The organism is Microbacterium sp. (assembly GCF_047602155.1).
Taxonomy (GTDB): Bacteria; Actinomycetota; Actinomycetes; order Actinomycetales; family Microbacteriaceae; genus Microbacterium.
Map to the genome: position 1 here is coordinate 2,088,888 of NZ_JASGHZ010000001.1, position 26,033 is coordinate 2,114,920.

General features: G+C 72.4%; 24 protein-coding genes. 17 read left to right on the plus strand and 7 right to left on the minus strand.

Annotated elements, in window-relative coordinates; all coding sequences use genetic code 11:
- Positions 1-50: 50 nt before the first annotated feature.
- The 4 genes from QM720_RS09420 to QM720_RS09435 are packed head-to-tail and all read right to left on the minus strand — an operon-like array spanning position 51 to position 3,203.
- Positions 51-1,079, minus strand: a complete 1,029-nt coding sequence (locus tag QM720_RS09420; protein ID WP_415125894.1) for a 1-aminocyclopropane-1-carboxylate deaminase — start codon at positions 1,077-1,079, stop codon at positions 51-53.
- Entirely contained in the window at positions 1,076-2,521 is a 1,446-nt protein-coding gene (locus QM720_RS09425; protein ID WP_415125896.1) for an RNB domain-containing ribonuclease, read from the minus strand. Before QM720_RS09425 ends, QM720_RS09420 begins: the two co-directional genes overlap by 4 nt.
- A 26-nt stretch (positions 2,522-2,547) precedes the next feature.
- Positions 2,548-2,940, minus strand: coding sequence for a type II toxin-antitoxin system VapC family toxin (locus QM720_RS09430; RefSeq protein ID WP_415125898.1), 393 nt, complete (start codon positions 2,938-2,940; stop codon positions 2,548-2,550).
- A complete protein-coding gene (locus tag QM720_RS09435) occupies positions 2,937-3,203 on the minus strand; it encodes a type II toxin-antitoxin system Phd/YefM family antitoxin (RefSeq protein ID WP_415125900.1) in 267 nt (88 codons plus the stop codon). Before QM720_RS09435 ends, QM720_RS09430 begins: the two co-directional genes overlap by 4 nt.
- Before the next feature lie 69 nt (positions 3,204-3,272).
- On the opposite strand from QM720_RS09435, the gene QM720_RS09440 reads away from it, so the two are divergent.
- On the plus strand, positions 3,273-5,027 hold the full coding sequence (locus tag QM720_RS09440; protein WP_415125902.1) for a proline--tRNA ligase: 1,755 nt from the start codon (positions 3,273-3,275) through the stop codon (positions 5,025-5,027).
- A gap of 179 nt (positions 5,028-5,206) precedes the next feature.
- Here the strand turns inward: QM720_RS09440 and QM720_RS09445 are convergent, their stop codons facing one another.
- Positions 5,207-6,475 carry a glycosyltransferase gene (locus tag QM720_RS09445; RefSeq protein WP_415125904.1) on the minus strand — a complete coding sequence of 423 codons (1,269 nt, stop codon included), beginning with the start codon at positions 6,473-6,475 and terminating at the stop codon, positions 5,207-5,209.
- Between the two features lie 155 nt (positions 6,476-6,630).
- On the opposite strand from QM720_RS09445, the gene QM720_RS09450 reads away from it, so the two are divergent.
- From QM720_RS09450 to rbfA, 5 genes are all read left to right on the plus strand, one after another.
- A complete protein-coding gene (locus QM720_RS09450) occupies positions 6,631-7,695 on the plus strand; it encodes a TIGR00730 family Rossman fold protein (protein ID WP_415125906.1) in 1,065 nt (354 codons plus the stop codon).
- 52 nt (positions 7,696-7,747) lie between these two features.
- Positions 7,748-8,737 (plus strand): transcription termination factor NusA, encoded by a 990-nt coding sequence (gene nusA, locus QM720_RS09455; RefSeq protein WP_415125908.1) that lies wholly within the window; start codon positions 7,748-7,750, stop codon positions 8,735-8,737.
- Between the two features lie 104 nt (positions 8,738-8,841).
- Positions 8,842-9,093 (plus strand): YlxR family protein, encoded by a 252-nt coding sequence (locus QM720_RS09460; protein WP_415125910.1) that lies wholly within the window; start codon positions 8,842-8,844, stop codon positions 9,091-9,093.
- Between the two features lie 92 nt (positions 9,094-9,185).
- Entirely contained in the window at positions 9,186-11,924 is a 2,739-nt protein-coding gene (gene infB / locus QM720_RS09465) for a translation initiation factor IF-2 (RefSeq protein ID WP_415125912.1), read from the plus strand.
- Positions 11,921-12,352, plus strand: a complete 432-nt coding sequence (rbfA, locus tag QM720_RS09470) for a 30S ribosome-binding factor RbfA (protein ID WP_415125914.1) — start codon at positions 11,921-11,923, stop codon at positions 12,350-12,352. Before infB ends, rbfA begins: the two co-directional genes overlap by 4 nt.
- Positions 12,353-12,514: 162 nt before the next feature.
- On the opposite strand, the gene QM720_RS09475 is transcribed toward rbfA, so the two are convergent.
- Positions 12,515-13,393 carry an A/G-specific adenine glycosylase gene (locus QM720_RS09475; RefSeq protein WP_415125916.1) on the minus strand — a complete coding sequence of 293 codons (879 nt, stop codon included), beginning with the start codon at positions 13,391-13,393 and terminating at the stop codon, positions 12,515-12,517.
- Positions 13,394-13,443: 50 nt separating this feature from the next.
- Here QM720_RS09475 and truB point away from each other — a divergent pair, with 50 nt between their 5' ends.
- The 4 genes from truB to QM720_RS09495 are packed head-to-tail and all read left to right on the plus strand — an operon-like array spanning position 13,444 to position 16,141.
- Positions 13,444-14,355, plus strand: a complete 912-nt coding sequence (gene truB, locus QM720_RS09480; protein ID WP_415125918.1) for a tRNA pseudouridine(55) synthase TruB — start codon at positions 13,444-13,446, stop codon at positions 14,353-14,355.
- Entirely contained in the window at positions 14,352-14,720 is a 369-nt protein-coding gene (locus QM720_RS09485; RefSeq protein ID WP_415125920.1) for a hypothetical protein, read from the plus strand. The genes truB and QM720_RS09485 overlap by 4 nt, the downstream gene beginning before the upstream one ends.
- Before the next feature lie 12 nt (positions 14,721-14,732).
- The gene (locus QM720_RS09490) at positions 14,733-15,188 is read left to right on the plus strand and encodes a hypothetical protein (protein WP_415125922.1); all 456 of its coding nucleotides are present in this window, start codon (positions 14,733-14,735) and stop codon (positions 15,186-15,188) included.
- Positions 15,185-16,141 carry a bifunctional riboflavin kinase/FAD synthetase gene (locus QM720_RS09495; protein ID WP_415125924.1) on the plus strand — a complete coding sequence of 319 codons (957 nt, stop codon included), beginning with the start codon at positions 15,185-15,187 and terminating at the stop codon, positions 16,139-16,141. Before QM720_RS09490 ends, QM720_RS09495 begins: the two co-directional genes overlap by 4 nt.
- Before the next feature lie 6 nt (positions 16,142-16,147).
- Here the strand turns inward: QM720_RS09495 and QM720_RS09500 are convergent, their stop codons facing one another.
- On the minus strand, positions 16,148-16,861 hold the full coding sequence (locus QM720_RS09500; RefSeq protein WP_415125926.1) for an NRDE family protein: 714 nt from the start codon (positions 16,859-16,861) through the stop codon (positions 16,148-16,150).
- Positions 16,862-16,902: 41 nt separating this feature from the next.
- Between QM720_RS09500 and coaBC the strand changes: the two genes are divergently transcribed.
- From coaBC to QM720_RS09535, 7 genes are all read left to right on the plus strand, one after another.
- A complete protein-coding gene (gene coaBC, locus QM720_RS09505) occupies positions 16,903-18,123 on the plus strand; it encodes a bifunctional phosphopantothenoylcysteine decarboxylase/phosphopantothenate--cysteine ligase CoaBC (RefSeq protein ID WP_415125928.1) in 1,221 nt (406 codons plus the stop codon).
- 91 nt (positions 18,124-18,214) lie between these two features.
- The gene (locus QM720_RS09510; protein WP_415125930.1) at positions 18,215-19,099 is read left to right on the plus strand and encodes a glycerophosphodiester phosphodiesterase; all 885 of its coding nucleotides are present in this window, start codon (positions 18,215-18,217) and stop codon (positions 19,097-19,099) included.
- A gap of 53 nt (positions 19,100-19,152) precedes the next feature.
- On the plus strand, positions 19,153-19,353 hold the full coding sequence (locus tag QM720_RS09515) for a heavy-metal-associated domain-containing protein (RefSeq protein WP_415127878.1): 201 nt from the start codon (positions 19,153-19,155) through the stop codon (positions 19,351-19,353).
- Positions 19,350-21,527, plus strand: coding sequence for a heavy metal translocating P-type ATPase (locus QM720_RS09520; RefSeq protein WP_415125932.1), 2,178 nt, complete (start codon positions 19,350-19,352; stop codon positions 21,525-21,527). Before QM720_RS09515 ends, QM720_RS09520 begins: the two co-directional genes overlap by 4 nt.
- Before the next feature lie 117 nt (positions 21,528-21,644).
- Entirely contained in the window at positions 21,645-23,807 is a 2,163-nt protein-coding gene (locus QM720_RS09525) for a DEAD/DEAH box helicase (RefSeq protein WP_415125934.1), read from the plus strand.
- Between the two features lie 27 nt (positions 23,808-23,834).
- A complete protein-coding gene (locus QM720_RS09530) occupies positions 23,835-24,863 on the plus strand; it encodes a 6-phosphofructokinase (RefSeq protein WP_415125936.1) in 1,029 nt (342 codons plus the stop codon).
- Between the two features lie 313 nt (positions 24,864-25,176).
- A complete protein-coding gene (locus tag QM720_RS09535; RefSeq protein ID WP_415125938.1) occupies positions 25,177-26,019 on the plus strand; it encodes a DUF559 domain-containing protein in 843 nt (280 codons plus the stop codon).
- The last annotated feature ends 14 nt before the right edge of the window (positions 26,020-26,033 follow it).

Genomic DNA, 26,033 nt, shown 5'->3' on the forward strand with positions numbered 1-26,033 from the left:
CAGGGCGGGGCGGGGGCTGGTCCCGGGTCATCAAGCCCGTCGGGCTGTGCTCAGGCCGTCGGATCCCAGAGCGAATGGTAGGCGTTGATCGCCGGCTGCCCGCCCAGGTGCGCGTACAGCACGGTGGACGAGGCCGGGATGTCGCCCGAGCCCACGAGGTCGATGAGCCCGGCGAGCGACTTGCCCTCGTAGACCGGGTCGGTGATCATCGCCTCGAGCTGCGCGCCGAGGGCCATGGCATCCATCGTGGACTGCACCGGGATGCCGTACAGGTCGCCCGCCCAGCCCTCGAGCACCTGGATCTCGTCGTCGCGCAGGTCGCGGCCGAGCTCGATGAGCGCCGCCGTGTTGCGGGCGATGCGCGCCACCTGGTCGCGGGTCTTCTCCAGCGTCGCCGACGCGTCGATGCCGATGACCCGGCGCTTGACCCCGGTGAGATCCTCGAGCGCCGCGAAGCCGGCGATCATGCCGGCGTGGGTGGAGCCGGTGACGACGCACACGATGATCGTGTCGAAGAACACGCCGAGCTGCTTCTCCTGCTCGGCGACCTCGAACGCCCAGTTCGCGAAGCCGAGCCCGCCGAGCGGGTGCTCCGACGCCCCGGCCGGGATCGGGTAGGGCGTGCCGCCGCCCGCTTCGACCTCGGCGAGAGCCTGCTTCCACGAGTCGCGGATGCCGATGTCGAAGCCCGCGGCATCCAGCCGCGAATCGGCGCCCATCATCCGCGAGAGCAGGATGTTGCCGACCTTGTCGTTCACCGGGTCGTCCCACGGCACCCACTTCTCCTGCACGAGGCGGGCCGCAAGCCCCAGGTGCGCGGCGACGGCGGCGACCTGGCGGGTGTGGTTGGACTGGTATCCGCCGATCGAGACGAGCGTGTCGGCGCCGGAGGCGAGCACGTCCGGGACGATGTACTCGAGCTTGCGCACCTTGTTGCCGCCGAACGCGAGCCCGCTGGCGACGTCTTCGCGCTTGGCCCACACCTGCGCGCCACCGAGATGCTGGCTGAGGCGCTTCAGGTGCTGCAGTGGGCTCGGGCCGAAGGTGAGCGGGTAGCGCTCGAACTCGTGAAGTCTCATGGCTCTACTGTAGGTGCGAACTCCACGGTGCCCTCGGCGATGGATGCCGCCACCAGTCGCAGCCGCACGCGAGAGCCGGGCGTCTGGTCGAGGCCGGCGACGTTCGCCTCGACCGGCGGCTGCTGCACCTGCACGCGGGCGCCGTCGCCGCGCTGCGTGAGCACGACGGCTTCGTAGAGTCGTCCCTCGTTGCCGTGCAGCAGGGCGGCTTCGATCCGGTCGAGCGCACCCGCGTCGAGGCGGCTCGCCAGGGCGCTGCTGCGCGCCATCAGCTTCGGCAGGTCGGAGAGGCTGTCGCGTGCCCACGCGGGCACCTCGCGGCCGTTCGCGAGGGCGTCGCAGATCACGAGCACCCAGCGGTCGACGAGGCGCCGCAGGGGAGCGGTCGTGTGCGCGTACGGCGCGCCGATCGCGGCCTGGGTCACGTCGTCGGGCACGGAGCCGTCGAACGTGACGTAGCCCGCGCCCCGGAACAGCCCGCCCGCGTACTCGCGGATCGCGCGTGCGACGGGCGACCGGTCGAGCCCGCGCAGGTAGTCGCCGTAGTCGACGCCCCGCCGCCACGGCATGCCGAGGGCGACCGTCCGAGCCCGGAAGTCGGCGACGGCCTCCGGCGCGGCCGGCGGCATCGTGCGCAGGATGCCGATGCGCCCGCGCAGCATGAGGTCGGCGGCGGCCATGCCGGTCAGCAGCGACACGTGCGCGTTCCAGTCCTCGAGCGGCACGCCGTAGCTGCGTTCCAGGCGGTAGCCGTCGCCTTCGGCCACGATGCGGGTCTCGGGCAGGCTCAGGCTCGCGCCGCCGCGCTCGGCCTCACGGTCCGCACGCCGTGCGCCGAACCAGGGCATCGCCAGCAGGGTCTCGGGGGCAGTGCCGTCGTCGATCGCGCGCTGTGCGTCTTCGTAGGCCCACTGCTGCCGCGAGCGGACGATCGCCCGCGTGAGCGTCGTCTCGGTCGGGCGGGCGCCGGCATCCAGGGTGAATCGCCAGACGAAGGCGCGGCGGTCGGCGCCGGGCAGGAGCGACGCGGCGTGTTCGCTGATGACCGTCGGGTGCAGCGGGACGCGCGCGTCGGGCGCGTAGAGGGTCTGGCCGCGGCGGCGGGTCTCGGCATCCAGCGCGCCGCCCGGCTCGACGAAGGCCGGGACGTCGGCGATCGCGTAGTGCAAGATCGCGCCGGATGCCGTGCGCTCCAGGTGCAGGGCCTGGTCGAGGTCGGTCGAGCCCGCCGGGTCGATCGTGAGGAACGCGATGTCGCGCAGGTCGGCCAGCCCCGAGGTCGCGGGGTCGGCCGGCACGTCGCGCGCCGCACGCTCCGCTGCGGCCTGCACGTCGGGAGGGAAGGCCGACGGAACCTCGAGCGCGGTGCGCAGGGTCTGCAGCGACGCGGCCAGCTCACCCCGTGCGGCGCTGGGGACGATGCGGGAGCGACGAGGCGGCACGGCGCCAGTGTACGAGGCCGGCGCTCTCAGCGGCCGATGACGTCGATGTCGTACGCGGCGAGCTTCGCGTCGACGCTGAGGACGGGGACGTCCAGAGCCTGCGCCTGAGCGACGATCATCCGGTCGAACGGGTCGCCGTGGTGCGGTGGCAGCGCGCCGGCGGCGACCGCATGGGAGAGGTCGATAGGCACTGTCTCGACTCTCGTGGCGCGCAGCCGATCCCGCAGGTACTCCTCTGTCGTGCCGGCGAGCTGCAGCCGACCGCGATGCATCTTGATGGAGATCTCCCAGAGACTTGCGATGGAGAGAAAGAGCTGGTTGTCCTCACTCTCCACGGCGGCCCGCACGCGTCCACGCATCCGCTTGTCGTCTTCCAGCATCCAGATCCAGACATGCGTGTCGAGTAGGAAGGCGCTCATTCCGGGAAGATCTCGCTGTTCTCGAACGCGTCGATGATGCCCTGGTCGATGTCGTCGAAGTCATCCGGGCCCCAGATCTTTCCCTTGTCGATGCCGAGCTGCCGCGTGCGCGGCGGCTGCTCGACCGCCACGATCCGGGCGACCGGGGTCGAGCCGCGGTTGATCTGCACCTCGGTGCCGCTCTCGACGTCGTGCAGCAGCCGGGACAGGTGCGTCTTGGCCTCGTGCACCCCGACGACGATCGGCGCATCCGACTTAGTCATGTGACTTAGTTTACTCCGCGGGCGTCGCCGACACCGTGAGAGTCCGCGGCATCCGTAGACTTGACCCTCGTGGTCACCCGTCTGTCGCACCTGTTCCTTCGCACGCTGCGCGAAGACCCCTCCGATGCCGAGGTCACGAGCCACAGGCTGCTCGTGCGCGCCGGGTACATCCGGCGTCAGGCGCCCGGGATCTTCGCGTGGCTGCCGCTCGGCCTGCGCGTCAAGGCGCGCATCGAGAAGATCGTGCGCGAAGAGATGACGAACGCCGGTGCGCAGGAAGTGCACTTCCCCGCCCTCATGCCGCGCGACCCCTACGAGGCGACCGGCCGGTGGGAGGAGTACGGCGACGGTATCTTCCGCCTGAAGGACCGCAAGGATGCCGACTACCTGCTCGCGCCGACGCACGAGGAGGCCTTCACCCTGCTGGTGAAGGACCTCTACTCGTCGTACAAGGATCTGCCGCTGACGATCTACCAGATCCAGGACAAGTACCGCGACGAAGCGCGTCCGCGCGCGGGTCTGCTGCGTGGCCGCGAGTTCACGATGAAGGACGCCTACTCGTTCGACGCGACGGATGCCGGCCTCGACGCGTCGTACCAGGCGCAGCGCGACGCCTACGAGCGTATCTTCCAGCGCCTCGGCCTGGAGTACGTCATCGTGCAGGCCGACGCCGGCGCGATGGGCGGCTCGAAGTCGGAGGAGTTCCTGCACCCGACCCCGGTCGGCGAAGACACGTTCGTGCGCTCGGCCGGCGGCTACGCGGCCAACGTCGAGGCGTTCACGACGGTCGCACCCGAGCCGGTCGCGTTCGACGGGCTGCCCGAGCCGGTGATCTTCGACTCGCCGGACACCCCGACGATCGAGACGCTCGTCGCGCACTCCAACGCGGTGCTGGACGGGTCGTACACGGCCGCCGACACGCTGAAGAACGTCGTGCTGGCGCTCACGCACCTGAACGGAACGCGGGAACTCGTGATCGTCGGTATCCCGGGTGACCGCGACGTCGACGACAAGCGCGCCGAGGTGGCGTTCGCGCCGGCGGCGGTCGAGGCGGCGACGCCGGAGGACTTCGAGAAGCACCCGCTGCTCGTGAAGGGCTACATCGGTCCGTGGTCGCCCACCGGCGCGATCCTCGGCGAGGAGTCGGCGACCGGCATCCGGTACCTCCTCGACCCCCGGGTCGTCGACGGCACGGCGTGGATCACCGGCGCGAACATCGACCAGAAGCACGTGCACGCGCTCGTCGCGGGCCGCGACTTCGGTGCCGACGGCTTCGTGGAGGTCGCGAACGTGCGCGAGGGCGACCCGGCGCCCGACGGCTCCGGGCCGGTGACGCTCGCGCGCGGCATGGAGATCGGGCACGTGTTCCAGCTCGGCCGCAAGTACGCCGAGGTGCTGGGCCTGAAGGTGCTCGACGAGAACGGCAAGCTCGTGACGGTCACGATGGGCTCGTACGGCATCGGCGTGACGCGCATCCTCGCGATCATCGCCGAGCTGAACAACGACGCCCGCGGGCTCGTCTGGCCGGCATCCGTCGCACCGTTCGACGTCCACGTCGTCGCGACCGGCAAGGACGACGTCGCCTTCGAGCTCGCGGCGTCGCTGTCGGCGTCGCTGGAGGCGGCGGGGCTCGACGTGCTGTACGACGACCGCCCCAAGGTGTCGCCCGGGGTGAAGTTCGGCGACGCCGAGCTCGTCGGCGTGCCGCAGATCGTCATCGTCGGCCGCGGCGCCGCCGCCGGCGAGGTCGAGCTGTGGGACCGTCGCACGGGCGATCGCGAGGTCGTGCCCGCCGCGGATGCCGTCACGCGCCTGACGCGCTGAACCCGCCGCACCGGCCCGGCCCGGCCCGCGCCGCGGCCCCGGCCCGCGCCGCGGCCGCGGCATCCGCTCGCGCTGTCGAATCCTGCTTGCGCTGTCGAAGTTTCGATAGCGCGTGCAGATTTCTGCAGCGCGAGAGATGAGAACGCCGAGCGCGCGGGGCGCGGTCGGCTGCGCGCGCGTCAGGCCGCGAACTCCTCGAGCAGGGCGGCGGCGCGCGGGGCGCCGCCCGCGGCCGCCAGCGCGACGGCCACCCGCTGAGCCGCGCTGCGGTACCCGGCATCCGCCGACACTCGGTCGACCGCCTCGCGCACCGCCTTCGCGGACGGCGTCCCGGTGCGCAGATTGATGCCGGCGCCGGAGCCGGCGACTCGTGCGGCGGACTCCGGCTTGTCGAGGTCGCCGCCGCCCGCGACGATCGGGACGCCGTGCGCCAGCGTCGCCAGCACACCACCCCACCCGCCATTGGTCACGACGAGGTCGCATCGCGGCAGCAGCTGCTCGTAGGGCACGAAGCTCGCGACGCGCGCGTTGCGCGGCACGGGGAACGGGAGCTCGTCGACGCCCCGGACGCCGGTCGTCGCCACGATCAGTGCGTCGACATCGGAGAGCGCTTCGAGCGCTGGGCGCAGCAGATCCTCGGGGTCGACGTTCTGGGTGCCCTGCGTCACGTGGATGACGCGCCGGCCGTCGAGGTCGCTCCACCACGGCGGGAGCTCCGGCGGGGTGGATGCCGCCGGCGCCGTGAGCCGGCCGACCCAGTGCAGGTGCTCCGGCCGGTCGGTGCGGTCGAAGTCGAGGGCGGCGACGCCACTGGCGAGGATCAGCCGCCGCGACCACACCATCGTCGAGAAGCCTTCGTCGCCCGGCGCGAGACCGGCCGCGAGGCGAGCTCGCCGCGCAGCCCGGGTCAGGGGCCGCTCGAGTGCGGGCACCAGGGCGCGCAGCGCGGCGTCGCGCGCCCTGGTCACCGCGGTGTGCCCCGGCCGGAAGCCCAGCCCGGGTGGCGGGCCGTGCGGTCCCACCAACTGCAGCGGCAGGACCGCGATCGTGGCCCACCGGCATCCCAGCGCATCCGCGATGAGCCGCGGGCCGAGGGAGGCCTCGTCGCCCACCAGGACGTCCCACGGGTCGCGGAGCCATTCCGCGTGCGCGTCTGTGAGCTGTTGCGGCGCCGTGGCGATGAACAGGTCCTCCATGTTGATCAGCAGCTGCGCGAAGCCCTTCTTGCCCACGAGCCGGGGGAAGGATGCCGGGAGGTTCTGCTCGTCGAAATCCGGCGCCGCCTGCCACGGCACGAACCGCGCGCCGGTCGCCTCGACGCGGGCGCGGAAGGCGCTGCCGGTGTAGACCCGCACGTCGTGGCCGCGCGCCACGAGTGCGCCGGCGACCGCGAGCACGGGCACGACGTGACCGGTGAAAGGCATCGCCGTGACGAAGAAGCGGGCCATGAGGCGATCCTGCACCATCGCCGGCGCCGCGCGACGGTGAGAAACCACATTCTGCGCGAAAAACACCTGCACCCGTGGTTTCTCGCGCGGGAAGTGGTTTCTCGCGAGCCCGGCGTGCCGCGCGGCGTGCGCCGGCGCGTGCCAGGCTGAGGAGCATGACAGGCAGCACCACCGGCCCGATTCCGTCCGCCGTGACCGACGACATCCGCAGGATCATCGCGGATGCCGGCGTCACGGAAGACGTCGACCTCATCGCCCGCATCCTCGCGACCGGCATCGGGCTCGGGCGCGACGACAGCACGCGTCTCGACCTGAAGATCACGGCGGCCGCGCTCACCGAGATGCGCGCCGCGTTCGCCCTGTTCGCGCCCTACCGCGGCATCCCGAAGGTCACGGTCTTCGGCTCCGCCCGCACGAGACCCGAATCCGTGCTCTACCGCCACACCGTCGAATTGACGCACGCGCTCGCGCAGCAGGGCTGGATGACGGTGACCGGAGCCGGCCCCGGGATCATGCAGGCCGCGGCCGAGGGTTCCGGCCCCGACCACTCCCTCGGAGTGTCGATCCGGCTGCCGTTCGAGGAGAAGCCCAACGCGGTCATCGCCGCGCACGCCCGCAACGTGGTCATGAAGTACTTCTTCACGCGCAAGCTCATGCTCGTGAAGGAATCGGCCGGATTCGTCTGCGTACCGGGTGGCTTCGGCACCCTCGACGAGATGTTCGAGCTGCTGACGCTACAGCAGACCGGAAAGGCCGAGCCGACGCCCATCGTGCTGCTCGACGCCCCCGGCGGCACCTTCTGGGCCGGCCTGCAGCGCTTCGTCGACGAGCAGCTGATCCCGGCCGGGGTCATCTCGCCGGAGGACCTGGATCGCGTCGTCATCACCGACTCGGTGGATGCCGCCGTCAGCGAGATCACCGGCTTCTACCGCAACTACGACTCGCTGCGATGGGTCGGCAAGCGGCTCGTGCTGCGGCTGCGGCACGAGCCCGCCGATGCGGAGCTCGACGACCTCACCGCCCGGTTCGGCGACCTGCTGGCATCCGGCCGCATCGAGCGCACCGCGCCGCTGCAGGCCGAACGCGAAGACGGTGACCGGCTCGACCTGCCGCGCATCGTGCTGACCCTCGACCAGCACCGGGTGGGGGAGCTGCACCGGCTCATCCGCGCGCTGGGCGCGCTCGGATCAGCTCCAGCGGGGCGGCATCCGGTACCCTGAAGGGATGCCGCGGCGTCGACCCGCGCGGCGAGAGCTGAATAGGGAGGCCACCGTGGACATCGACATGGGACTGCTGCGTACCGTCTCGCGCGAGAAGGAGATTCCGTTCGACGAACTCGTCCGGATCATCGAGCAGGCGATCCTGACCGCGTACGCGAAGCACACGTCTCCCACGGGGGAGCTCCCGGACGGCGCGCGCGCGCAGCTCGACCAGAAGACCGGCCACGTCGCGATCTACGTGCCGCTGCTCGACGACGAGGGCGCCGTCATCGGCGAAGAGGAGTCGACGCCGGAGGACTTCGGCCGCATCGCCGCCTTCGCGGCCAAGCAGGTCATCAGCCAGCGGCTGCGCGACATCGCCGACGACGCGATCCTCGGCGAGTTCCGCGGCAAGGAGGGGGACATCGTCGCCGGCGTCATCCAGCAGGGGCCGAACCCCCGCATGGTGCACGTCGACCTCGGCACCGTCGAGGCGATCCTCCCGCCCGAGGAGCAGGTCGCGGGCGAGGAGTACCCGCACGGCGCCCGCATCCGCGTGTACGTGACGTCGGTGTCGAAGGGGCTGAAGGGCCCGTCGATCACGGTCTCGCGCACCCACCCCGGGCTCGTGCGCAAGCTCTTCGCCCTCGAGGTGCCCGAGATCGCTTCGGGCCTCGTCGAGATCACCTCGCTCGCCCGCGAGGCCGGTCACCGCACCAAGATCGCCGTCAAGGCGAACGACCCGGCCATCAACGCGAAGGGCGCCTGCATCGGAGAGCTCGGCCGCCGCGTGCGCGCCGTGACCGAGGAGCTCGGCGGCGAGAAGATCGACATCGTCGACTACGACGCCGACCTCGCCACCTTCGTCGCCCACGCGCTGTCGCCCGCGAAGGTCACGTCGAGCTTCGTGCTCGATGCGAACATCAAGGCCGTGCGCGCGCTCGTGCCCGACTACCAGCTGTCGCTCGCGATCGGCAAGGAGGGCCAGAACGCACGGCTCGCGGCCAAGCTCACCGGCGCCAAGATCGACATCCAGCCCGACAGCATCTTGGAAGACTCCTGACGCGTTTCGTCTCGCTTCGCTCGCTCAACGACCGCGGGTCAACCGGTCGTTGAGCGAGGAGCGCAGCGACGAGACGAAACGCAGCGACCTGGCAAGGGGGTAGGATGGAACCCGTTCGAACGTGCGTGGGATGCCGCGCGCGCACCCCGCGATCCGCGCTCCTGCGCGTCGTCGCCCAGGGCGGTGAACTCGTCCCCGACGAGAAGGCCGTCCTTCCGGGCCGGGGGGCGTGGGTGCATGACACGGATGCGTGCGTAGACCTCGCCATCCGGCGCCGCGCCTTCGGACGAGCATTGCGTGTGTCGGGCCCGCTCGACACGCAGACCTTTCAGAACACCCACCAGCGAAACGGCTGAACGGCTATGGACACAAAGTGAACGGCTCGAAATGAGACCCGTCCGCAAGTAACGGTCTGCCCTGTCCGGGGGAGACCTCAGACAGGAGAATTGTGGCAAACCCACGCGTGCACGAAATCGCTTCCGAGGTCGGCGTCGACAGCAAAGTCGCCCTCGCGAAGCTGAAGGAGCTCGGCGAATACGTCAAGAGCCCCTCGTCGACGATCGCCCCGCCGGTCGCTCGCAAGCTCCGTGCGGCCCTCGAGGCCGACGGTGCGAGCAAGCCCGCCGAGGCCAAGGCCGCGCCGGCGGCACCCGCCGCACCGGCCGCGGCAAAGCCCGCCGGCCCGCGCCCCGGCCCGGCCCGGCCCGCCGCCCCGGCGCCCGCCGAACCCGCCGCCCCGGCGCCCGCCGAACCGGCCGCCGCGGCGCTCGCCGAACCCGCTGCTGCCGCGCCCGCGGCGGCGCCCGCCGCGCCGTCGGCACCGGCTGACGTGCCCGCGGCGCCCCGCCCCGGCGGTGCCCCCGGCGCCCCGCGTCCGGGCAACAACCCGTTCGCGTCGAGCCAGGGCATGGGTCAGCGCCCCGCCGGCCCCCGTCCGGGCAACAACCCGTTCGCGTCGAGCCAGGGCATGGGCCAGCGCCCGACGCCCGGCAACATCCCGCGCCCGCAGGCGCCGCGCCCCGGTGCCCCGCGCCCGGGTGCCCCCCGTCCCGGCGGTGCCGGTCGCCCCGGTGGCGCCGGCCGTCCCGGTGCGCCGTTCCAGCAGCGTCCGGGCGGCCCGGGTCGTCCCGGCGGTGCCGGCGGCTTCCAGCGTCCCGGCGCCCCCGGCGCCGGCGCGCCCGGCGGTTTCGCCGGCCGCCCCGGTGGTGGCGGCGGCCGCGGTCGTGGCCCCGGCGGTGGTACCGCGGGTGCCTTCGGCAAGGGCGGCGGCAAGAGCAAGCAGCGCAAGTCGCGTCGGGCGAAGCGGCAGGAATTCGAGATGCGGGACGCGCCGGTCGTCGGCGGCGTCAACGTCACGAAGGGCAACGGCGAGATCATTCGCCTGCGTCGCGGCGCATCCATCGCCGACTTCGCCGACAAGCTCGAGGCGATGAACGGCTACATCGTTCAGCCCGGAACGCTCGTCACGATCCTCTTCAACCTCGGTGAGATGGCCACGGCGACGGAGTCGCTCGACGAGGCCACGTTCGAGGTGCTCGGTGCCGAGCTCGGCTACAAGATCCAGATGGTCTCGCCCGAGGACGAGGACAAAGAACTCCTCGAAGGCTTCGGTCTCGACCTCGAGGCCGAGCTGGAGAACGAGGACGAGGACGACCTCGAGATCCGTCCTCCGGTGGTCACCGTCATGGGCCACGTCGACCACGGCAAGACGCGACTGCTCGACGCCATCCGCCAGACGAACGTCGTGGCGGGCGAGGCCGGCGGCATCACGCAGCACATCGGTGCGTACCAGGTGTGGACCGAGCACGACGGCATCGAGCGCGCCATCACCTTCATCGACACCCCCGGTCACGAGGCGTTCACCGCCATGCGTGCCCGTGGTGCGCAGGTCACCGACATCGCGATCCTCGTGGTCGCCGCCGACGACGGCATCATGCCGCAGACGGTCGAGGCGCTGAACCACGCGCAGGCCGCCGAGGTGCCGATCGTGGTCGCCGTCAACAAGATCGACAAGCCCGACGCCAACCCGGCCAAGGTGCGTCAGCAGCTGACCGAGTACGGCCTCGTGGCCGAGGAGTACGGCGGCGACGTCATGTTCGTCGACGTCTCGGCGCGCGAGGGGATCGGCATCCAGGATTTGCTCGATGCCGTCCTGCTGACGGCGGATGCCGGCCTGGATCTCACCGCCAACCCGAACAAGGCCGCGCGCGGCGTCGCGATCGAAGCGAAGCTCGACAAGGGCCGCGGTTCGGTGGCGACCGTGCTCATCCAGTCGGGCACGCTGCGCGTCGGCGACGCGATCGTCGCGGGCACCGCCTACGGACGCGTCCGCGCGATGATCGACGAGAACGGCGACGCGGTCGCCGAGGCGTTCCCGTCGCGCCCCGTGCAGGTGCAGGGCCTCAACTCGGTGCCGCGCGCCGGCGACACGTTCATCGTCACCGACGAAGACCGCATGGCCCGCCAGATCGCCGAGAAGCGCGAGGCCGCCGAGCGCAACGCCCAGCTGGCCAAGGCCCGCAAGCGCATCTCGCTGGAGGACTTCACGCGTGCCCTCGAGGAGGGCAAGGTCGAGTCGCTCAACCTCATCATCAAGGGCGACGTCTCCGGCGCCGTCGAGGCGCTGGAGGAGTCGCTGCTGAAGATCGAGGTCGACGACTCGGTGCAGCTGCGCATCATCCACCGCGGCGTGGGTGCCATCACCGAGAGCGACATCAACCTCGCCACGATCGACAACGCGATCGTGATCGGCTTCAACGTGCGCCCCGACACCAAGGCCCGCGAGCGCGCTGCGCGCGAGGGTGTGGACGTGCGGTTCTACTCGGTCATCTACAACGCGATCGACGACGTCGAGCAGTCGCTCAAGGGCCTGCTCAAGCCGGAGTTCGAAGAGGTGCAGTCGGGTGTCGCCGAGATCCGCGAGGTGTTCCGCTCGTCGAAGTTCGGCAACATCGCCGGTGTCATCGTCCGGTCCGGCACGATCACGCGCAACGCCAAGGCGCGCGTCATCCGAGACGGCGTCGTCATCGCCGATGGTCTGGCCATCGAGTCGCTGCGCCGCTTCAAGGACGACGTCACCGAGGTGCGCACCGACTTCGAGTGCGGTATCGGCCTGGGCAAGTACAACGACATCCAGGTCGGCGACGAGATCGAGACGACCGAGATGGTGGAGAAGCCGCGCTCATGAGCTCAGAACGACAGGCGAGGCTCGCCGACCGCATCCGCGTGCTGATCGCGGAGCGGCTGGAGAAGGGGCTGCGCGATCCGCGCCTCGGGTTCGTGACGATCACCGATGTGCGCGTCACGGGCGACCTCCAGCACGCGTCGGTGTTCTACACCGTGCTCGGTGACGAGAAGGAGCGCACCGACACGGCGGAGGCGCTGAAGTCGGCGACCGGGATGCTGCGCAGCGAGGTCGGCAAGCAGCTCGGCGTGCGGCTGACGCCGTCGCTGGAGTTCATCCCCGACGCGCTGCCGGACAACGCCGGTCACATCGCCGACCTCCTGCGCGAGGCGCAGGAGCGCGACGCCGCGGTGGCGGGCCTGGCCGCCGGCGCGACCTACGCCGGCGACGCCGACCCGTACCTCAAGCCCCGCGAAGACGACGCGGACTGACGCGTCGTGAGACGATGGCCCCCTCCTTCTGGCGGGGGCCATCGTCGTCGCGGGCGCCCTCGCGCCCGACCCCGCACTTCTCGCGTACGAAAAGCAGGCTGAAACGGCTCTGCCGGCCCCCCGCGGCCCGTCAACGATCAGTTCAGCCTGCTTTTGGCGCGCTCAGCGGGGCAGAGTCAGCGCGCCGTCGCAGGCCTCGACGAGGCCGTCGGCGACGAGGGAGTCGATCGCCCGGTCGCGCTGAGCGGCGTCGGGCCAGTCGGCGGCGACGGCCTCCTGCGGCAGGCGATGGCCGGATGCCGCGCGCAGCGCGCGCAGGATCGCCCCGCGCGCCTGCCGGTCGCTGCCCTCGTAGCGGGCCTGCTTGCGGCGAGCGTCGCCGGTGTCGGGGTATCCGGCCGCGCGCCACGCGCACAGCGGCGCGATCGGGCACGCGTCGCAGCGCGCCGAGCGGGCCGTGCAGACGACGGCGCCGAGCTCCATCGTCGCGGCGTTGACGACGGCGGCATCCGCGGCGCCTGCCGGCAGCAGCGCCGCCATCGCCTCGAGGTCGCGTCGCGACGGCGGCCCCGGCTGTGCGCGGCCGTCGAGCGCCCGTGCCAGCACGCGGCGCGTGTTGGTGTCGACGACCGGATGCCGGTCGCCGTACGCGAACACCGCCACCGCCCGCGCCGTGTAGTCGCCGATGCCGGTGAGGGCCAGCAGCTCGTCCACGTCGCGCGGCACCGTGCCGCCGTGGCGGTCGCGGATCTCCACCGCCGCGCGGTGCAGCCACAGCGCCCGCCTCGGATACCCGAGGTTCGCCCACTGCGCCACCGCCGCGGCCGGCGCCTCGGCGGCCAGGGCGGTCGGCGTGGGCCAGCGCGCCAGCCACGCCTCGAGGTGCGGGATGACGCGGCTGACCGGTGTCTGCTGCAGCATGAACTCGCTGACGAGCGTCCCCCACCCGCCGAACCGGGCCGTGAACTCGGCCCGCCGCCACGGCAGGTCGCGCGCGTTCTCGCGGTACCACGCGATGAGCGGGGTCGCGAGGTCGGGCACCCGACCAGCCTAGGCCGGGTCGGGCGGGCCGCCCGGCCTAGGCTGGGGGGATGCTCGAACCCGTGCCGCAGCCGAACGGCATCCTGCTCGTCGACAAGCCGGGCGCGGTGACCAGCCACGACGTCGTCGCCCGCGCGCGGCGCGCGCTGAACACGCGCAAGATCGGCCACGCCGGCACCCTCGACCCGATGGCGACGGGCCTGCTCGTGCTCGGCGTCGGGCCCGCCACGCGCCTGTTGACCTACCTCGTCGGCCTCGACAAGACGTACGAGGCGACGATCCGGCTCGGGGTCGCGACCGCCTCCGACGACGCCGACGGCACCGTGACGCACACGGCGGATGCCGCCGCCCTCGCCGCCGTCACCCCCGACGCCATCCGGGCGGGCATCGCCGCCCTCACCGGCGAGATCGACCAGGTGCCGAGCACCGTGTCGGCGATCAAGGTCGGTGGCAAGCGCGCCTACGACCTCGCGCGGGCGGGGCAGCGGGTCGAGCTGAAGGCGCGGCGCGTCACGGTGAGCGGGTTCGCGCTCTCGCGCCTGCGGCCCGTGCCCGGCGGGATCGACCTGGAGGTGGTCGTGGACTGCTCCAGCGGCACCTACATCCGGGCGCTCGCGCGCGACCTCGGCGCCGCACTCGGCGTCGGCGGGCACCTCACCGCCCTCCGCCGCACGCGCATCGGGCCGTTCGAGGTTCGTGACGCGGTGATCGAGCTCGCGCCCGGGCTGCCGCTGCGCGCGCCCGCGGAGGTGGCGGCATCCGTGCTCGGCACGTTCCCCGTCACCGCCGACGAGGCCCGCGACCTGCGCCACGGCAAGCGGCTCGCGGGCGCGGCGCACCGCGTATCCGCAGTGCAGGCCACCCCCGCCGCGATCGATCCCGACGGCCGCCTCGTCGGCATCGTCGAGCGGCGCGGCGACGACGTCAAGAGCGTCATGAACCTCGCCGAGGAGGCGTCGTGATCGCGTGGTTCGCGATCGCGCAGGTCGCCGTCGCCGTCGCCGCGGGCCTCGTCGCGATCGTCGCGGGGCTCGCCGGCCGCCGTCCCGGCGACGTCACGGTCGGCGGCATGGCACTCGTGTTCGTGCTGCTGGTCGCCCAGGTCGTCATCGCGATCGTCGCTCCCTTGGCCGGCAATCCGCCGACCGGCAGCGTGCTGGAGTTCTGGGTGTACCTCGTCTCGGCGCTGCTGATCCCGCCCGCGGCGGTGTTCTGGGCGCTCGTCGAGCGCAGCCGGTGGAGCACCGTCATCCTCGGCATCGCCGCACTGGCGATCGCGGTGATGGTGTGGCGGATGCAGGTGATCTGGACCGCGCCCGCCGCCTAGGATTGACGGGTCATGGCTGAATTCCGACCCCGCATGACCGGCATCGGCCGGGTGCTCGTCGTCGTCTACGCGATCATGGCGCTCGCGGCGACGGGGCGCTCGCTCGTGCAGATCATCGAGCGGTTCGACGACGCGCCGGTCGCGTACCTGCTGTCGGCCTTCGCCGCCGTCGTCTACCTCATCGCCACCGTCGCGCTCGTGAAGTCGCAGTCGCGGGCGTGGGCGGTCGTCGCCTGGATCGCGATCTGTGTCGAACTGGCCGGCGTGCTCGTCGTGGGGACGCTGAGCCTCACGCATCCCGAGCTGTTCCTGCACGACGCGACCGTGTGGTCGGGCTTCGGGTTCGGCTACTTCTGGGTGCCGCTCGTGCTGCCGCTCGTCGGCCTGTGGTGGCTGCGCACCTCGGCCGGGCGCGTCGCGCGCGAGCGGGCACCCGAGTCGTCCCTCGCCGGGAGGTCGAGCTGGTGATCGTCTTTCACGAGCCCTCCGAGGTGCCACCCGGATTCGGCCCCTGCATCGTCGCGATCGGCAAGTTCGACGGCGTGCACTCCGGGCACCGTGCCGTCATCGACCGGGCGCGGGTGAGCGCCGCCGAGGCGGGTGCGCGCGTCGTGGCGGTGACGTTCGACCGCAATCCGCTCAGCCTGCTGAGCCCCGGCCTGTGCCCCGAACCGCTGTCGAGCCTCGACCAGAAGCTCGGGCTGCTCGCCGACGCCGGCGTCGATGCCACCCTCGTGCTGCGCTTCGACGACGCGCTCGCCGCCCTCGAGCCGCGAGAGTTCGTCGAGCTGGTGCTCGTGCACGCGCTGCACGCCCGGCGCGTCATGGTGGGCGACGACTTCCGGTTCGGGCGCGGCGGCGCCGGCGACCCGGCGCTGCTGACGGCGCTCGGCACCGAGCACGGGTTCGCCGTCGACGTCGTCGGCGACGTGCAGGGCGGAGGGCGGCGCGTGTCGTCGTCGTGGGTGCGGGACCTCCTCGCCGCGGGTGACGTCGAGGGCGCGGCGCGGCTGCTCGGCCGCCCGCACGGCGTGCAGGGCGAGGTCGTGCACGGCCTCAAGCGGGGCCGCGAGCTGGGCTTTCCGACCGCCAATCTCGCCACGGATGCCGAGGGCTTCGTGCCCGCCGACGGCGTCTACGCCGGGTGGCTCATCGATCTCGGGCCGACTGGCGCCCCGACCCCCTCGACGACGCGCTACCCGGCGGCGATCTCGGTGGGCACGAACCCGACGTTCGACGACGTGCCGGTGCGGCAGGTCGAGGCGTACGTGCTCGACGAGACCGGCCTTCAGCTGTACGGCCACCGCGTGCACGTCCAGTTCACGCACCGCGTGCGCGGCATGGTCGCGTTCGAGGGCATCGACGCGCTGATCGCGCAGATGGATGCCGATGTCGCCGAGGTGCGGCGGCTGCTCAGTTAGGGCGGCTCAGGCGAGCGTCACGGCATCCCAGCGCCCGGGTTCGCGCAGCGCGGCGTAGCGCACGTCGGCCGTGCCGGGTGCGACGGCGGCGACGCACAGCAGCGTCGACAGGGTGGGGTAGCCGAGCGGGCGGTTGTCGCGGACGATGGCCCGTTCGTCGTCGGCGGGCAGCGCTGCGGAGCCCGCCAGGATCTCCAGCCACGGTGCCCACCACTGCGCGCTCGACGGCAGTGCGGCACGCGCGAACGCGCCGAGCCACCGCGCGATGCGCGCCGTGCCGGGGTCGTCGACGTCGTCGTGGGCGATCATGTGCGTTCCGGGGGCGAGCCCGGTCGTGCGCAGCACGGCACCGTCCCAGGTCACCACGCGCGCCGCGGAGCCGTCGACCTCGACGAGGTTGAAGCCGTGGGTGGCCGGTTCGCCGACGGGGGAGGCGCCCGCCACCGACGCCAGCGCGATGCCGCCGCGCGAGACGAGCTCTTCCTCCGGCCGCCTCGACACGTCGGCGCGGTTGAGGAGCACCGCCAGCCGCCCGGCATCCGGGTCGGCGGCCAGCCACGCACCGCCGGCGCGGGCGTCGCGCACCCCGACGACGCCGGGAAGCTCGGGCCACCGCGCACCGAGCGGATCCCACGCGCGTTGCGGATCCTCGTCGCGCACGGCCAGCAGGTGCACGGCTTCGCCCCGGGCGGCGGGGACGCGGATGATGACGGTGCACATGCGGTGGACTCCTGGAGGGTGGGGCGTGGGAGGATCGGATCGTGTTCGTCGTCGTGGGTGTCTCGGGCGGGATCGCCGCCTACAAGACCGTGCAGCTCGTCCGTCTGTTCGTGCTCGCCGGTCACGACGTGCACGTCGTGCCGACCGCGGACGCCCTCCGGTTCGTCGGCACGCCGACCTGGGAGTCGATCAGCCGCAACCCGGTGACGACCTCGGTCCACGACGACGTCGCGCGCGTGCGTCACGTCGCTCTCGGCCAGGCGGCCGACCTCGTCGTCGTGGCGCCGGCGACGGCGAACACGCTGGCGAAGATGGCCGCAGGGCTTGCCGACGATCTGCTCGGCACCACCCTACTGGCCACCACGGCGCCGGTCGTCGTCGCGCCGGCGATGCACACCGAGATGTGGCGGCACCCCGCGACGCAGCACAATCTCGGCGTGCTGCGGGGGCGCGGCGTGGTCGTCGTCGGCCCGGAGGACGGCCCCCTCACCGGCGGCGACTCGGGCACCGGGCGCATGACCGAGCCCGAGGCGCTGTTCGCGGCGGCGCTCGCCGCCGCGTCCGGTGCTGCCGGGCGCGACCTCGCCGGGCTGCGCGTCGTCGTCAGCGCCGGCGGCACGCGCGAGCCGATCGACCCGGTGCGGTTCATCGGCAACCGCTCCAGCGGCGCGCAGGGCGTCGCCGTCGCGGTCGCGGCGGCCGCGCGCGGCGCGCAGGTCGCCCTCGTCGTCGCGCACGTCGAGCAGCGCGCGCTCGACGACGCGCAGCGCGCCGGCATCCGGATCGTGCGCGCGGGCACCGCCGCCGAGCTCGGTGCCGCGATGGATGCCGAGGCCGAAGGCGCCGATGTCGTCGTCATGGCCGCCGCCGTCGCCGACTACCGCGTCGCCGCCGTCGCCGAACGCAAGCTCACGAAGGATGCCGTGGGCGAGCGTCTGACCCTCGAACTCGTGGAGACCGCCGACATCCTGGCCGGGCTCGCCCGTCGCCGCCGCGCCGGTCAGACGATCGTCGGCTTCGCCGCCGAGACCCCCGGCGCGGGGGAGACGCTCGAGGCGCGGGCGCGCCGCAAGGCGCAGCGCAAGGGCACCGACCTGCTCGTGGCGAACGAGGTCGGCTGGGCCCGGGGCTTCGAGCGGCCCGACAACGCCGTCGTGCTCGTCGACGCCGGCGGCGAGGTCGTCGGCGCGGCACAGGGCACGAAGCGCGCCGTCGCGGAGGCGCTGTGGGACGCCGTCGTGGCCCTGCGCGGGCGAAGATAACGAAAAGGTAAGAAAGAGATAACGAAAAGGTAACGCGAGCCGCTAGGGTGGGGGTGACGACGATGTCACCGTCCCGAAGGGACCCACCCGAATGATCCCGTCGCGGCAGGCCGACCGGCTCCCCGCTCTCCTGATCGTCTGTGCGCTCGCCGCGGTCAGCCTCGTCATCGGCATGCTCGGCACGACGACGGCGCGCGTGTCGGCGCAGGAGCTGATGGGAGCCGAGCGCGTCCCCGGCGAGGCCGCCTTCATCGCCGGCCATCGCGGCGGCTCGACCACCGCCCCCGAGAACACCCTCCCGGCCGTGCGCAGCGCGCTCGATCGGGGCTTCGACTACGTCGAGGTCGACCTCGCGCTCACCGCCGACGGCCACGCCGTGCTCATGCACGACGCCACCGTCGACCGCACGACCGACGGCACCGGCAGGGTCGCCGACCTCACCCTCGCGCAGATCCGCGAACTGGACGCCGGGTCGTGGTTCTCGCCCGCCTTCGCCGGCACCCGGGTGCCCACCGCGCAGGAGCTCTTCGACGTGCTCGCCCGCGAGAACGGGCGCGCGATCCTCGACCTCAAGGGGGTGTGGACGGCGGATGCCGCCGGCACCCTCGTCGACGAACTGCAGACACTCGGCCTCGATCGGCAGGTCGCCGTCGCGAGCTTCGACGCGCGCACGCTCGCGTACATCCAGGCCCGCTCCGAGGTGATCTCGCGGCTCGTGATCCTGAAGATGCTTCCGGCCGACGTCGTCGAGGCGGCGCTCGAGGTGGGTGCCCGCGGCGTCGTCGTCGACCGCCGGGCGCTCGCGGCCCGGCCCGAGATCGTCGGTGCGCTGCACGCCGCCGACCTGCGCGTCATCGTCTACACGCTCAACACCGACCGGCAGTGGAACGCCGTCACCAGTCTCGGCGTCGACGGCATCGTGACCGACGACCCCGCCCTGCTCCACGACTGGCAGCGCGGGCTGGCGAGCGGCTGACATCCCGCCGACATGCGCGGAATACCCCATGGGGGTATCCTGTTGACGTGAGCATGCACGAGTACCGAATCCAGGGCATGACCTGCGCGCACTGCGCCGCCGCCGTCACCCGCGAAGTCGGCCGCATCGCCGGCGTCAGCGACATCTCCGTCGACGTGAGCACCGGCATCCTCTCGCTCGCGGGCGACGCCCCCGAGGCGGCCATCGCCGCGGCCGTCGACGAGGCCGGCTACACGCTCGTCGCCGCACGGTGAGCACGCTCCGTGAGGAGGCCGTCCTCGACATCGAGGGGATGACCTGCGCGAGCTGCGTCGCCCGCATCGAGAAACGGCTCCAGCGGCTCGACGGCGTCACCGCCACGGTGAACCTCGCGACCGAGTCGGCGCGCGTGGACTATCCGCGCGGGCTGCACCCGGACCTCCTCGTCGACGCCGTCCGCGAAGCGGGATACGACGCGCACGTGCGAGCGCGCCCCGCGCACGAGCACGGCGACGCCCCGGGAGGGGTCACCCTCGCGACGCGACTGATCGTCAGCGCGATCCTCGCCGTCCCCGTCGTGGCGCTCGGGATGGTGCCGGCCTGGCAGTTCCCGGGCTGGGAGTGGGTGTCGTGGGCGCTCGCGACGCCGATCGTCGCGTGGGGCGGCTGGCCGTTCCACCGCGCGACCTGGGCGAACGCGCGGCACGGCGCCGCGACGATGGACACCCTCATCACCCTGGGCACCGTGGCGGCCTACCTGTGGAGCGCGTGGGCCGTCCTGTTCGTGCACCACGGGATGGCGCACTACTACTTCGAGACCGCCGCCGCCGTCACGGTGTTCCTCCTGCTGGGGCGGGTCATCGAGCAGCGGTCCAAGCGCCGCGCCGGCGCCGCGATGCGCGCGCTGATGGAGCTGTCGGCCCGCGAGGTGGAGCTGCGCGACGGCACGCGTGTGCCGATCGAGCGGCTGCGCGTCGGCGACGTCTTCGTCGTGCGACCGGGGGAGAAGATCGCCACCGACGGGCGGGTGGTCGACGGCCGCGCGTCGGTCGACGAGAGCATGATCACCGGCGAGTCCGTCCCGGTCGACATCGAGGCCGGCGCCGCCGTCACCGGCGGCACGATCGCCGCCGACGGGCGGCTCATCGTCGAGGCCACGTCGGTCGGCGACGACACCCGCCTCGCGCAGCTCGCGCGCCTCGTCGAGAACGCGCAGGCCGGCAAGAGCCGCGTGCAGCGCCTCGCCGACCGGATCTCGGCGGTGTTCGTCCCTGCCGTCATCGCGCTCGCCGTCCTGACGCTGATCGGATGGATCGTCACGGGGCACCCGGTGGCGGACGGCTTCACCGCGGCCGTCGCGGTGCTCATCATCGCCTGCCCGTGCGCGCTGGGGCTCGCGACACCGATCGCGATCCTCGTCGGCACCGGCCGGGGCGCGCAGCTCGGGGTGCTCATCACCGGCCCCGAGGCGCTGGAGTCGGTCGAGAAGCTCGACACGATCGTGCTCGACAAGACCGGCACCGTCACGGAGGGCCGGATGACGGTCGCCGCGGTGACGCCGATCGATGCGACGGATGCCGACATCGGCCGCCTCGTCGGGTCGCTCGAAGCCGCGAGCGAGCACCCGCTCGCGCGTGCGCTCGCCGCTCTCGCCCCCGTACCGCTGCCGGTGACAGATTTCGCCGGGCTCGCCGGGCGCGGCGTCACCGGGGTCGTCGACGGGCACGCCGTCTTCGCCGGGCGGGCGGCGTTCGCGCGGGAGCAGACCGGGGCGCCGCTCGCGGCCCCCGTCGGGGTGGCGGTCGCGGCGGCCGAGGCGGCCGAGGCGGCGGGGGCCACCGCCGTCGTCGTCGGCTGGGACGGGGCCGTGCACGCCGTCGTCGCCGTCGCCGATGCCGTCCGTGCCGACAGCGCCGCGACGGTCGCAGCTCTCCAGGGGCTCGGGATGGAGGTCGTCCTCCTCACCGGCGACAACGAGGGCGCCGCGCGCGCCGTCGCGGAAGCCACCGGCATCCGTCGCGTCATCGCGGGCGTGCTGCCGGAGGGCAAGGTCGCCGAGATCGAGCGGCTGCAAGGCCGAGACCCGGACGGCACAGGGCCGGACGGCCCGCGCCGCGTCGCGATGGTCGGCGACGGCATCAACGACGCCGCCGCGCTCGCGACCGCCGACCTCGGCATCGCGATGGGGTCGGGCACCGACGCCGCCCTGCACGCGAGCGACATCGCCCTCACGGGCCACGGTCTCGCCCCGGTGCTCACCGCCATCCGGCTCAGCCGCCGCACGATGCGGATCATCCGAGGCAACCTGTTCTGGGCGTTCGCCTACAACGTCGCCGCCATTCCGCTGGCCGCCCTCGGACTGCTGAACCCGATGATCGCCGGGGCCGCGATGGCGTTTTCCAGCGTGTTCGTCGTGCTGAACAGCCTGCGGCTGCGGTCCACCCGCTAGACTGGGTGCGAGGCCTCCGCCTTCCGTCGCCGCAGCTCGCAGAAGCGAGTGCCTGCAGCCGGGAGCACCGGGCCACTCCCACGCCGGCTCGCGCCGGCCATCCCGCTCAGGAGGAGCATGCCGACCACGGCATCCACCGCCCCGGCGTCGAGGCGACGCACCAAGACCACCCGGGGCTCATCGGCACGTCGCGACGACGACGCGCCCCTCATCCCGATCCTCGCCCGCAAGGTGCGCGAGGTCGAGGCCAAGGCCCAGCGCGGCAAGCTCGGCCCCACCAATCGCGTCAAGTTCCAGGTGATCGCGTTCCTCGTGCGCGAGGAGCGTGCCCGCGTGCGCTCCGACGAGAACGTGCCGACCGCGGCGCGGGCCGAGCTGCTCAAGCGCCTCGACGGCGTCGCGACGATCCTCGCCAAGACCGCCGCCCGCGACACCTCGCTCATCCAGCTGCTCGAGGTGGATGCCGCCACCTCGCCCGTCGCCAAGCGCATGCGCCGAGACTGGCTGCTCGAATCCGGTGCCGAACTGCCCGAGGACGAGCTCATCATCACCGACACCGCGCCCGTGCAGGCGCCCGTCGTGCCCGCCGCGCTCGCCGAGCGCCAGGTCACCCCGCCGCAGGTCGAGGCGCGCCGCGAGGCCAACCCGTTCCTCGCGCCCGACCTCACGCTGCGCGCGCCGGTGTCGACGGCGCGCCGTCGGCTCGACGGCTGGGAGCTCATGGGCCCGTTGTACAAGGCGTTCGAGACCGGCGCCGGCGGCGCCACCGCCTCGATGGAGCTGCCGCCCGTGCCCGAGTTCGACCGCCTGTCGCCCAAGGGGCTCGAGGTCATGCCGCACCAGTCGCGGTTCCTCGAGTCGGTCCGCGCCGGGCACCGCTCGTTCCTGCTCGCCGACGAGCCGGGCCTGGGCAAGACGGCGGAGTCGGTGCTCGCGGCATCCGTCGCGGGCGCCTACCCGCTGCTGGCCGTCGTCCCCAACGTCGTGAAGATGAACTGGGCGCGCGAGGTCGAACGGTGGACGCCGCAGCGGCGCGCGACCGTCATCCACGGCGACGGCGACGCCGTCGACGCGTTCGCCGACGTCTTCATCGTCAACTACGAGGTGCTCGACCGGCACCTGTCGTGGCTGTCGAGCCTCGGGCCGAAGGGCATGGTCGTCGACGAGGCGCACTTCATCAAGAACCTCACGTCGCAGCGCTCGCAGAACGTGCTGGCGCTGGCCGCCCGCATCCGCGAGCAGGTGCGCAGCCCCCTCATGCTCGCCCTCACCGGCACGCCGCTCATCAACGACGTCGAAGACTTCGACGCGATCTGGCGGTTCCTCGGCTGGACCAACGGCGAGAAGCCGGGGCCGGAGCTGATGGCCAAGCTCGACGCGACCGGGTTCACCCCGGCCGACAAGGCCTTCTACCCCGAGGCGCGCGACGCCGTCATCTCGATGGGCATCGTCCGCCGCAAGAAGAAGGACGTCGCGGCGGACCTGCCCGACAAGCTCATCGCCGACCTGCCGGTCGAGCTCGACGACGAGTTCGGGCGCTCGATCCGCCAGGCCGAGCACGAGCTCGGCCAGCGCCTCGCGGCGAAGTACCGCCGCATCATCGAGGCGCGCGGCGACACCGTGCGGCTGGGGGAGTACGACGAGGACATCGTGCGTCTGGTCGCCCACGGCGAGCTGGAGGAGTCGAAGGCGGCCGGCGCCGGTGCCGACAACGTCTTCACGATGGTGCGCAAGATCGGCCAGGCAAAGAGCCTCCTCGCCGCCGACTACGCCGTGCAGCTGCAGCGCTCGGTCGGCAAGGTCGTCTTCTTCGCCAAGCACATCGATGTGATGGATGCCGCCGAAGCCCACTTCGCGGCTGCGGGCCTGCGCACCATCTCGATCCGCGGCGACCAGTCGACCCCGGCGCGCCAGCAGGCCATCGACGCGTTCAACGGCGACCCCGACGTGGCGATCGCGGTGTGCTCGCTGACGGCGGCCGGCGTGGGACTGAACATGCAGGCGGCCTCCAACGTCGTGCTCGCGGAGCTGTCGTGGACGGCGGCCGAGCAGACGCAGGCCATCGACCGCGTGCACCGCATCGGGCAGGACGAGCCGGTCACGGCGTGGCGCATCATCGCGGCGCACACGATCGACACGAAGATCGCCGAGCTCATCGACTCGAAGCAGGGTCTGGCGGCGCGTGCGCTCGACGGCGAACAGCTCGATCCGGCATCCAGCGACTCGGTGCAGCTGTCGGCGCTCATGCACCTGCTGCGGCAGGCGCTGGGCGGCGTGTGATCGTTGCCGGAGCGCTAGGGTCGAATCATGAAGATCGGCATCCTCACCTCCGGCGGCGACTGCCCCGGCCTGAACGCGGTCATCCGCGGCGCGGTCCTGAAGGGCACGATGAACTACGACATCGAGTTCGTCGGCATCCGCGACGGCTGGCGCGGTGTCGTCGACGGCGACTTCTTCCCGCTGACGCGGCACGAGGTGAAGGGTCTGGCCAAGACCGGCGGCACGATCCTCGGCACCTCGCGCACGAACCCCTATGAGGGTCCGCGCGGCGGCGCCGAGAACATCGCCAAGACGCTCTACGGGCACCGCATCGACGGCATCATCGCGATCGGCGGCGAGGGCACCCTGGCGGCGGCCAACCGGCTGCACGCCGACGGCATCAACGTCATGGGCGTGCCGAAGACGATCGACAACGACCTGCGGGCGACCGACTACTCGTTCGGTTTCGACACCGCCGTCAACATCGCCACCGAGGCGATGGATCGCCTGCGCACCACCGGCGACTCGCACCAGCGCTGCATGCTCGCCGAGGTCATGGGACGCCACGTCGGCTGGATCGCCCTGCACTCGGGCATCGCCGCCGGCGCGCACGTCATCTGCATCCCCGAGGTGCCCATGTCGATCGACGAGATCGTCGCCCAGGTGACCAAGGCCCACGACCGCGGCCGCGCGCCCCTGATCGTCGTCTCGGAGGGCTTCACGCTGAAGGGCCAGGACCAGGCGTACAGCGACAAGGGCCTGGATGCGTTCAACCGTCCGCGCCTGGGGGGCATCGGCGAGGTGCTCGCGCCCGAGATCGAGCGCCTGACCGGCATCGAGACCCGCGCCACCGTGCTCGGCCACATCCAGCGCGGCGGCTCTCCGTCGGCGTTCGACCGGGTGCTCGCGACGCGCCTGGGCCTGCACGCCGCCGACGCCGTGTACGAGGGCGCCTGGGGTCAGATGGTGTCGCTGCAGGGCACCGACATCGTGCGCGTGCCGTTCGCCGACGCTCTCGGCGAGCTCAACACCGTGCCGCTCTACCGCTACGAAGAGGCCGCCGCGCTGTTCGGCTGAGCCCCAGCCGCCCCGCTGCGTCGACTCAGCCGCGGCCCGCCGCGTCAGTTGAGCCGCGGCCTCGCCGCGGCCACCGGCATCCGCCGGCATCCATCGCCGTCGGCCACACCTCCCATCCCTGTCGCGAAAAACGGATATGTCGCGAAAAACGGATGCCGTCGGCCTGAGGCGTCCGTTTTTCGCGATTCCTCCGTTTTTCGCGGCGGCCGAACGGCGCCCATAACCTCCTCCCCAGGGGACGAATTCCGGAATCTGTCCACAGATCGCCGATGACGGCGCCCGGTGGCCATCGGTACGGGCCAGACTGTCGCGCATGCGAACAGGAGATATCGCGCAAGAGATCCGCTCGCGGGGCGGCATCGCGCACAGCACCACCCTCCGCGATGTGGGCTTCGGCGACCGGGCGCTGCGCGTGGCCGTCGCGAGTGGCACCGTGGAGCGCGTCGGGCGGTCGTGGCTGGCCTCGCCGCAGTGCGACCTCGCGCTGCGGCGCGCCGCCGAGGTCGGCGGGCGCCTCACGTGCGTCTCGGCGGCGGAGCGGGCCGGGCTGTGGGTGCCACCGGCCGAGCAGCGCGAGCTGCACCTGTCGGTTCCGTCCACGTGGTCGCGGCAGCGTCGCGACGGTGTCGTGCTGCACTGGGCCGAGGGGCCGGTGCCGGCCGGGCGCCGGGAGCTGGTCGATCCGATGCTCAACACGCTCGCCCACGCGGCGCGCTGTGTGCCCTTCGTCGACGCCCTGTGCGTGTGGGAGTCGGCGATCCGCAAGGGGCAGGCGGATGCCGCCGAACTCGCCCGCGTGGCGTGGCGCTCACCGGTGGCCCGGCGCCTGGCCGCGGTCGCGTCGCAGCTGTCGGATTCGGGGCTGGAGACGCGGTTCGTCGAGCTGATGCGCTCGATCGGCGTCGCCGTGCGCCAGCAGGCGTGGATCGACGGGCATCCGGTGGACGGGCTCATCGGCGATCTGCTCGCCATCCAGATCGACGGGTTCGCGCACCACCAGGCCGCCGATCGTCGCCGCGACCTGCGCGCCGACGCGCGGCTCGCCCTGCGCGGGTACATCGTGCTGCGCTTCGACTACTACCAGATCCTCTTCTGCCCCGATGAGGTCATCGCGACCGTCCGCATGGCGCTCGCGCAGCTCATGCACGTCGCGTGACCCGCCGCGAAAAA

Coding starts and splice junctions, on each gene's coding strand:
- QM720_RS09450 (WP_415125906.1), top strand. CDS start 6,631: ATGACAGGCAGCACCACCGGCCCGATTCCGTCCGCCGTGACCGACGAC.
- QM720_RS09445 (WP_415125904.1), bottom strand. CDS start 6,475: ATGGCCCGCTTCTTCGTCACGGCGATGCCTTTCACCGGTCACGTCGTG.
- QM720_RS09535 (WP_415125938.1), top strand. CDS start 25,177: ATGCGAACAGGAGATATCGCGCAAGAGATCCGCTCGCGGGGCGGCATC.
- QM720_RS09515 (WP_415127878.1), top strand. CDS start 19,153: ATGCACGAGTACCGAATCCAGGGCATGACCTGCGCGCACTGCGCCGCC.
- QM720_RS09435 (WP_415125900.1), bottom strand. CDS start 3,203: ATGACTAAGTCGGATGCGCCGATCGTCGTCGGGGTGCACGAGGCCAAG.
- QM720_RS09500 (WP_415125926.1), bottom strand. CDS start 16,861: ATGTGCACCGTCATCATCCGCGTCCCCGCCGCCCGGGGCGAAGCCGTG.
- QM720_RS09530 (WP_415125936.1), top strand. CDS start 23,835: ATGAAGATCGGCATCCTCACCTCCGGCGGCGACTGCCCCGGCCTGAAC.
- QM720_RS09490 (WP_415125922.1), top strand. CDS start 14,733: ATGGCTGAATTCCGACCCCGCATGACCGGCATCGGCCGGGTGCTCGTC.
- QM720_RS09430 (WP_415125898.1), bottom strand. CDS start 2,940: ATGAGCGCCTTCCTACTCGACACGCATGTCTGGATCTGGATGCTGGAA.
- QM720_RS09460 (WP_415125910.1), top strand. CDS start 8,842: ATGGAACCCGTTCGAACGTGCGTGGGATGCCGCGCGCGCACCCCGCGA.
- truB (WP_415125918.1), top strand. CDS start 13,444: ATGCTCGAACCCGTGCCGCAGCCGAACGGCATCCTGCTCGTCGACAAG.
- rbfA (WP_415125914.1), top strand. CDS start 11,921: ATGAGCTCAGAACGACAGGCGAGGCTCGCCGACCGCATCCGCGTGCTG.
- QM720_RS09510 (WP_415125930.1), top strand. CDS start 18,215: ATGATCCCGTCGCGGCAGGCCGACCGGCTCCCCGCTCTCCTGATCGTC.
- QM720_RS09420 (WP_415125894.1), bottom strand. CDS start 1,079: ATGAGACTTCACGAGTTCGAGCGCTACCCGCTCACCTTCGGCCCGAGC.
- QM720_RS09525 (WP_415125934.1), top strand. CDS start 21,645: ATGCCGACCACGGCATCCACCGCCCCGGCGTCGAGGCGACGCACCAAG.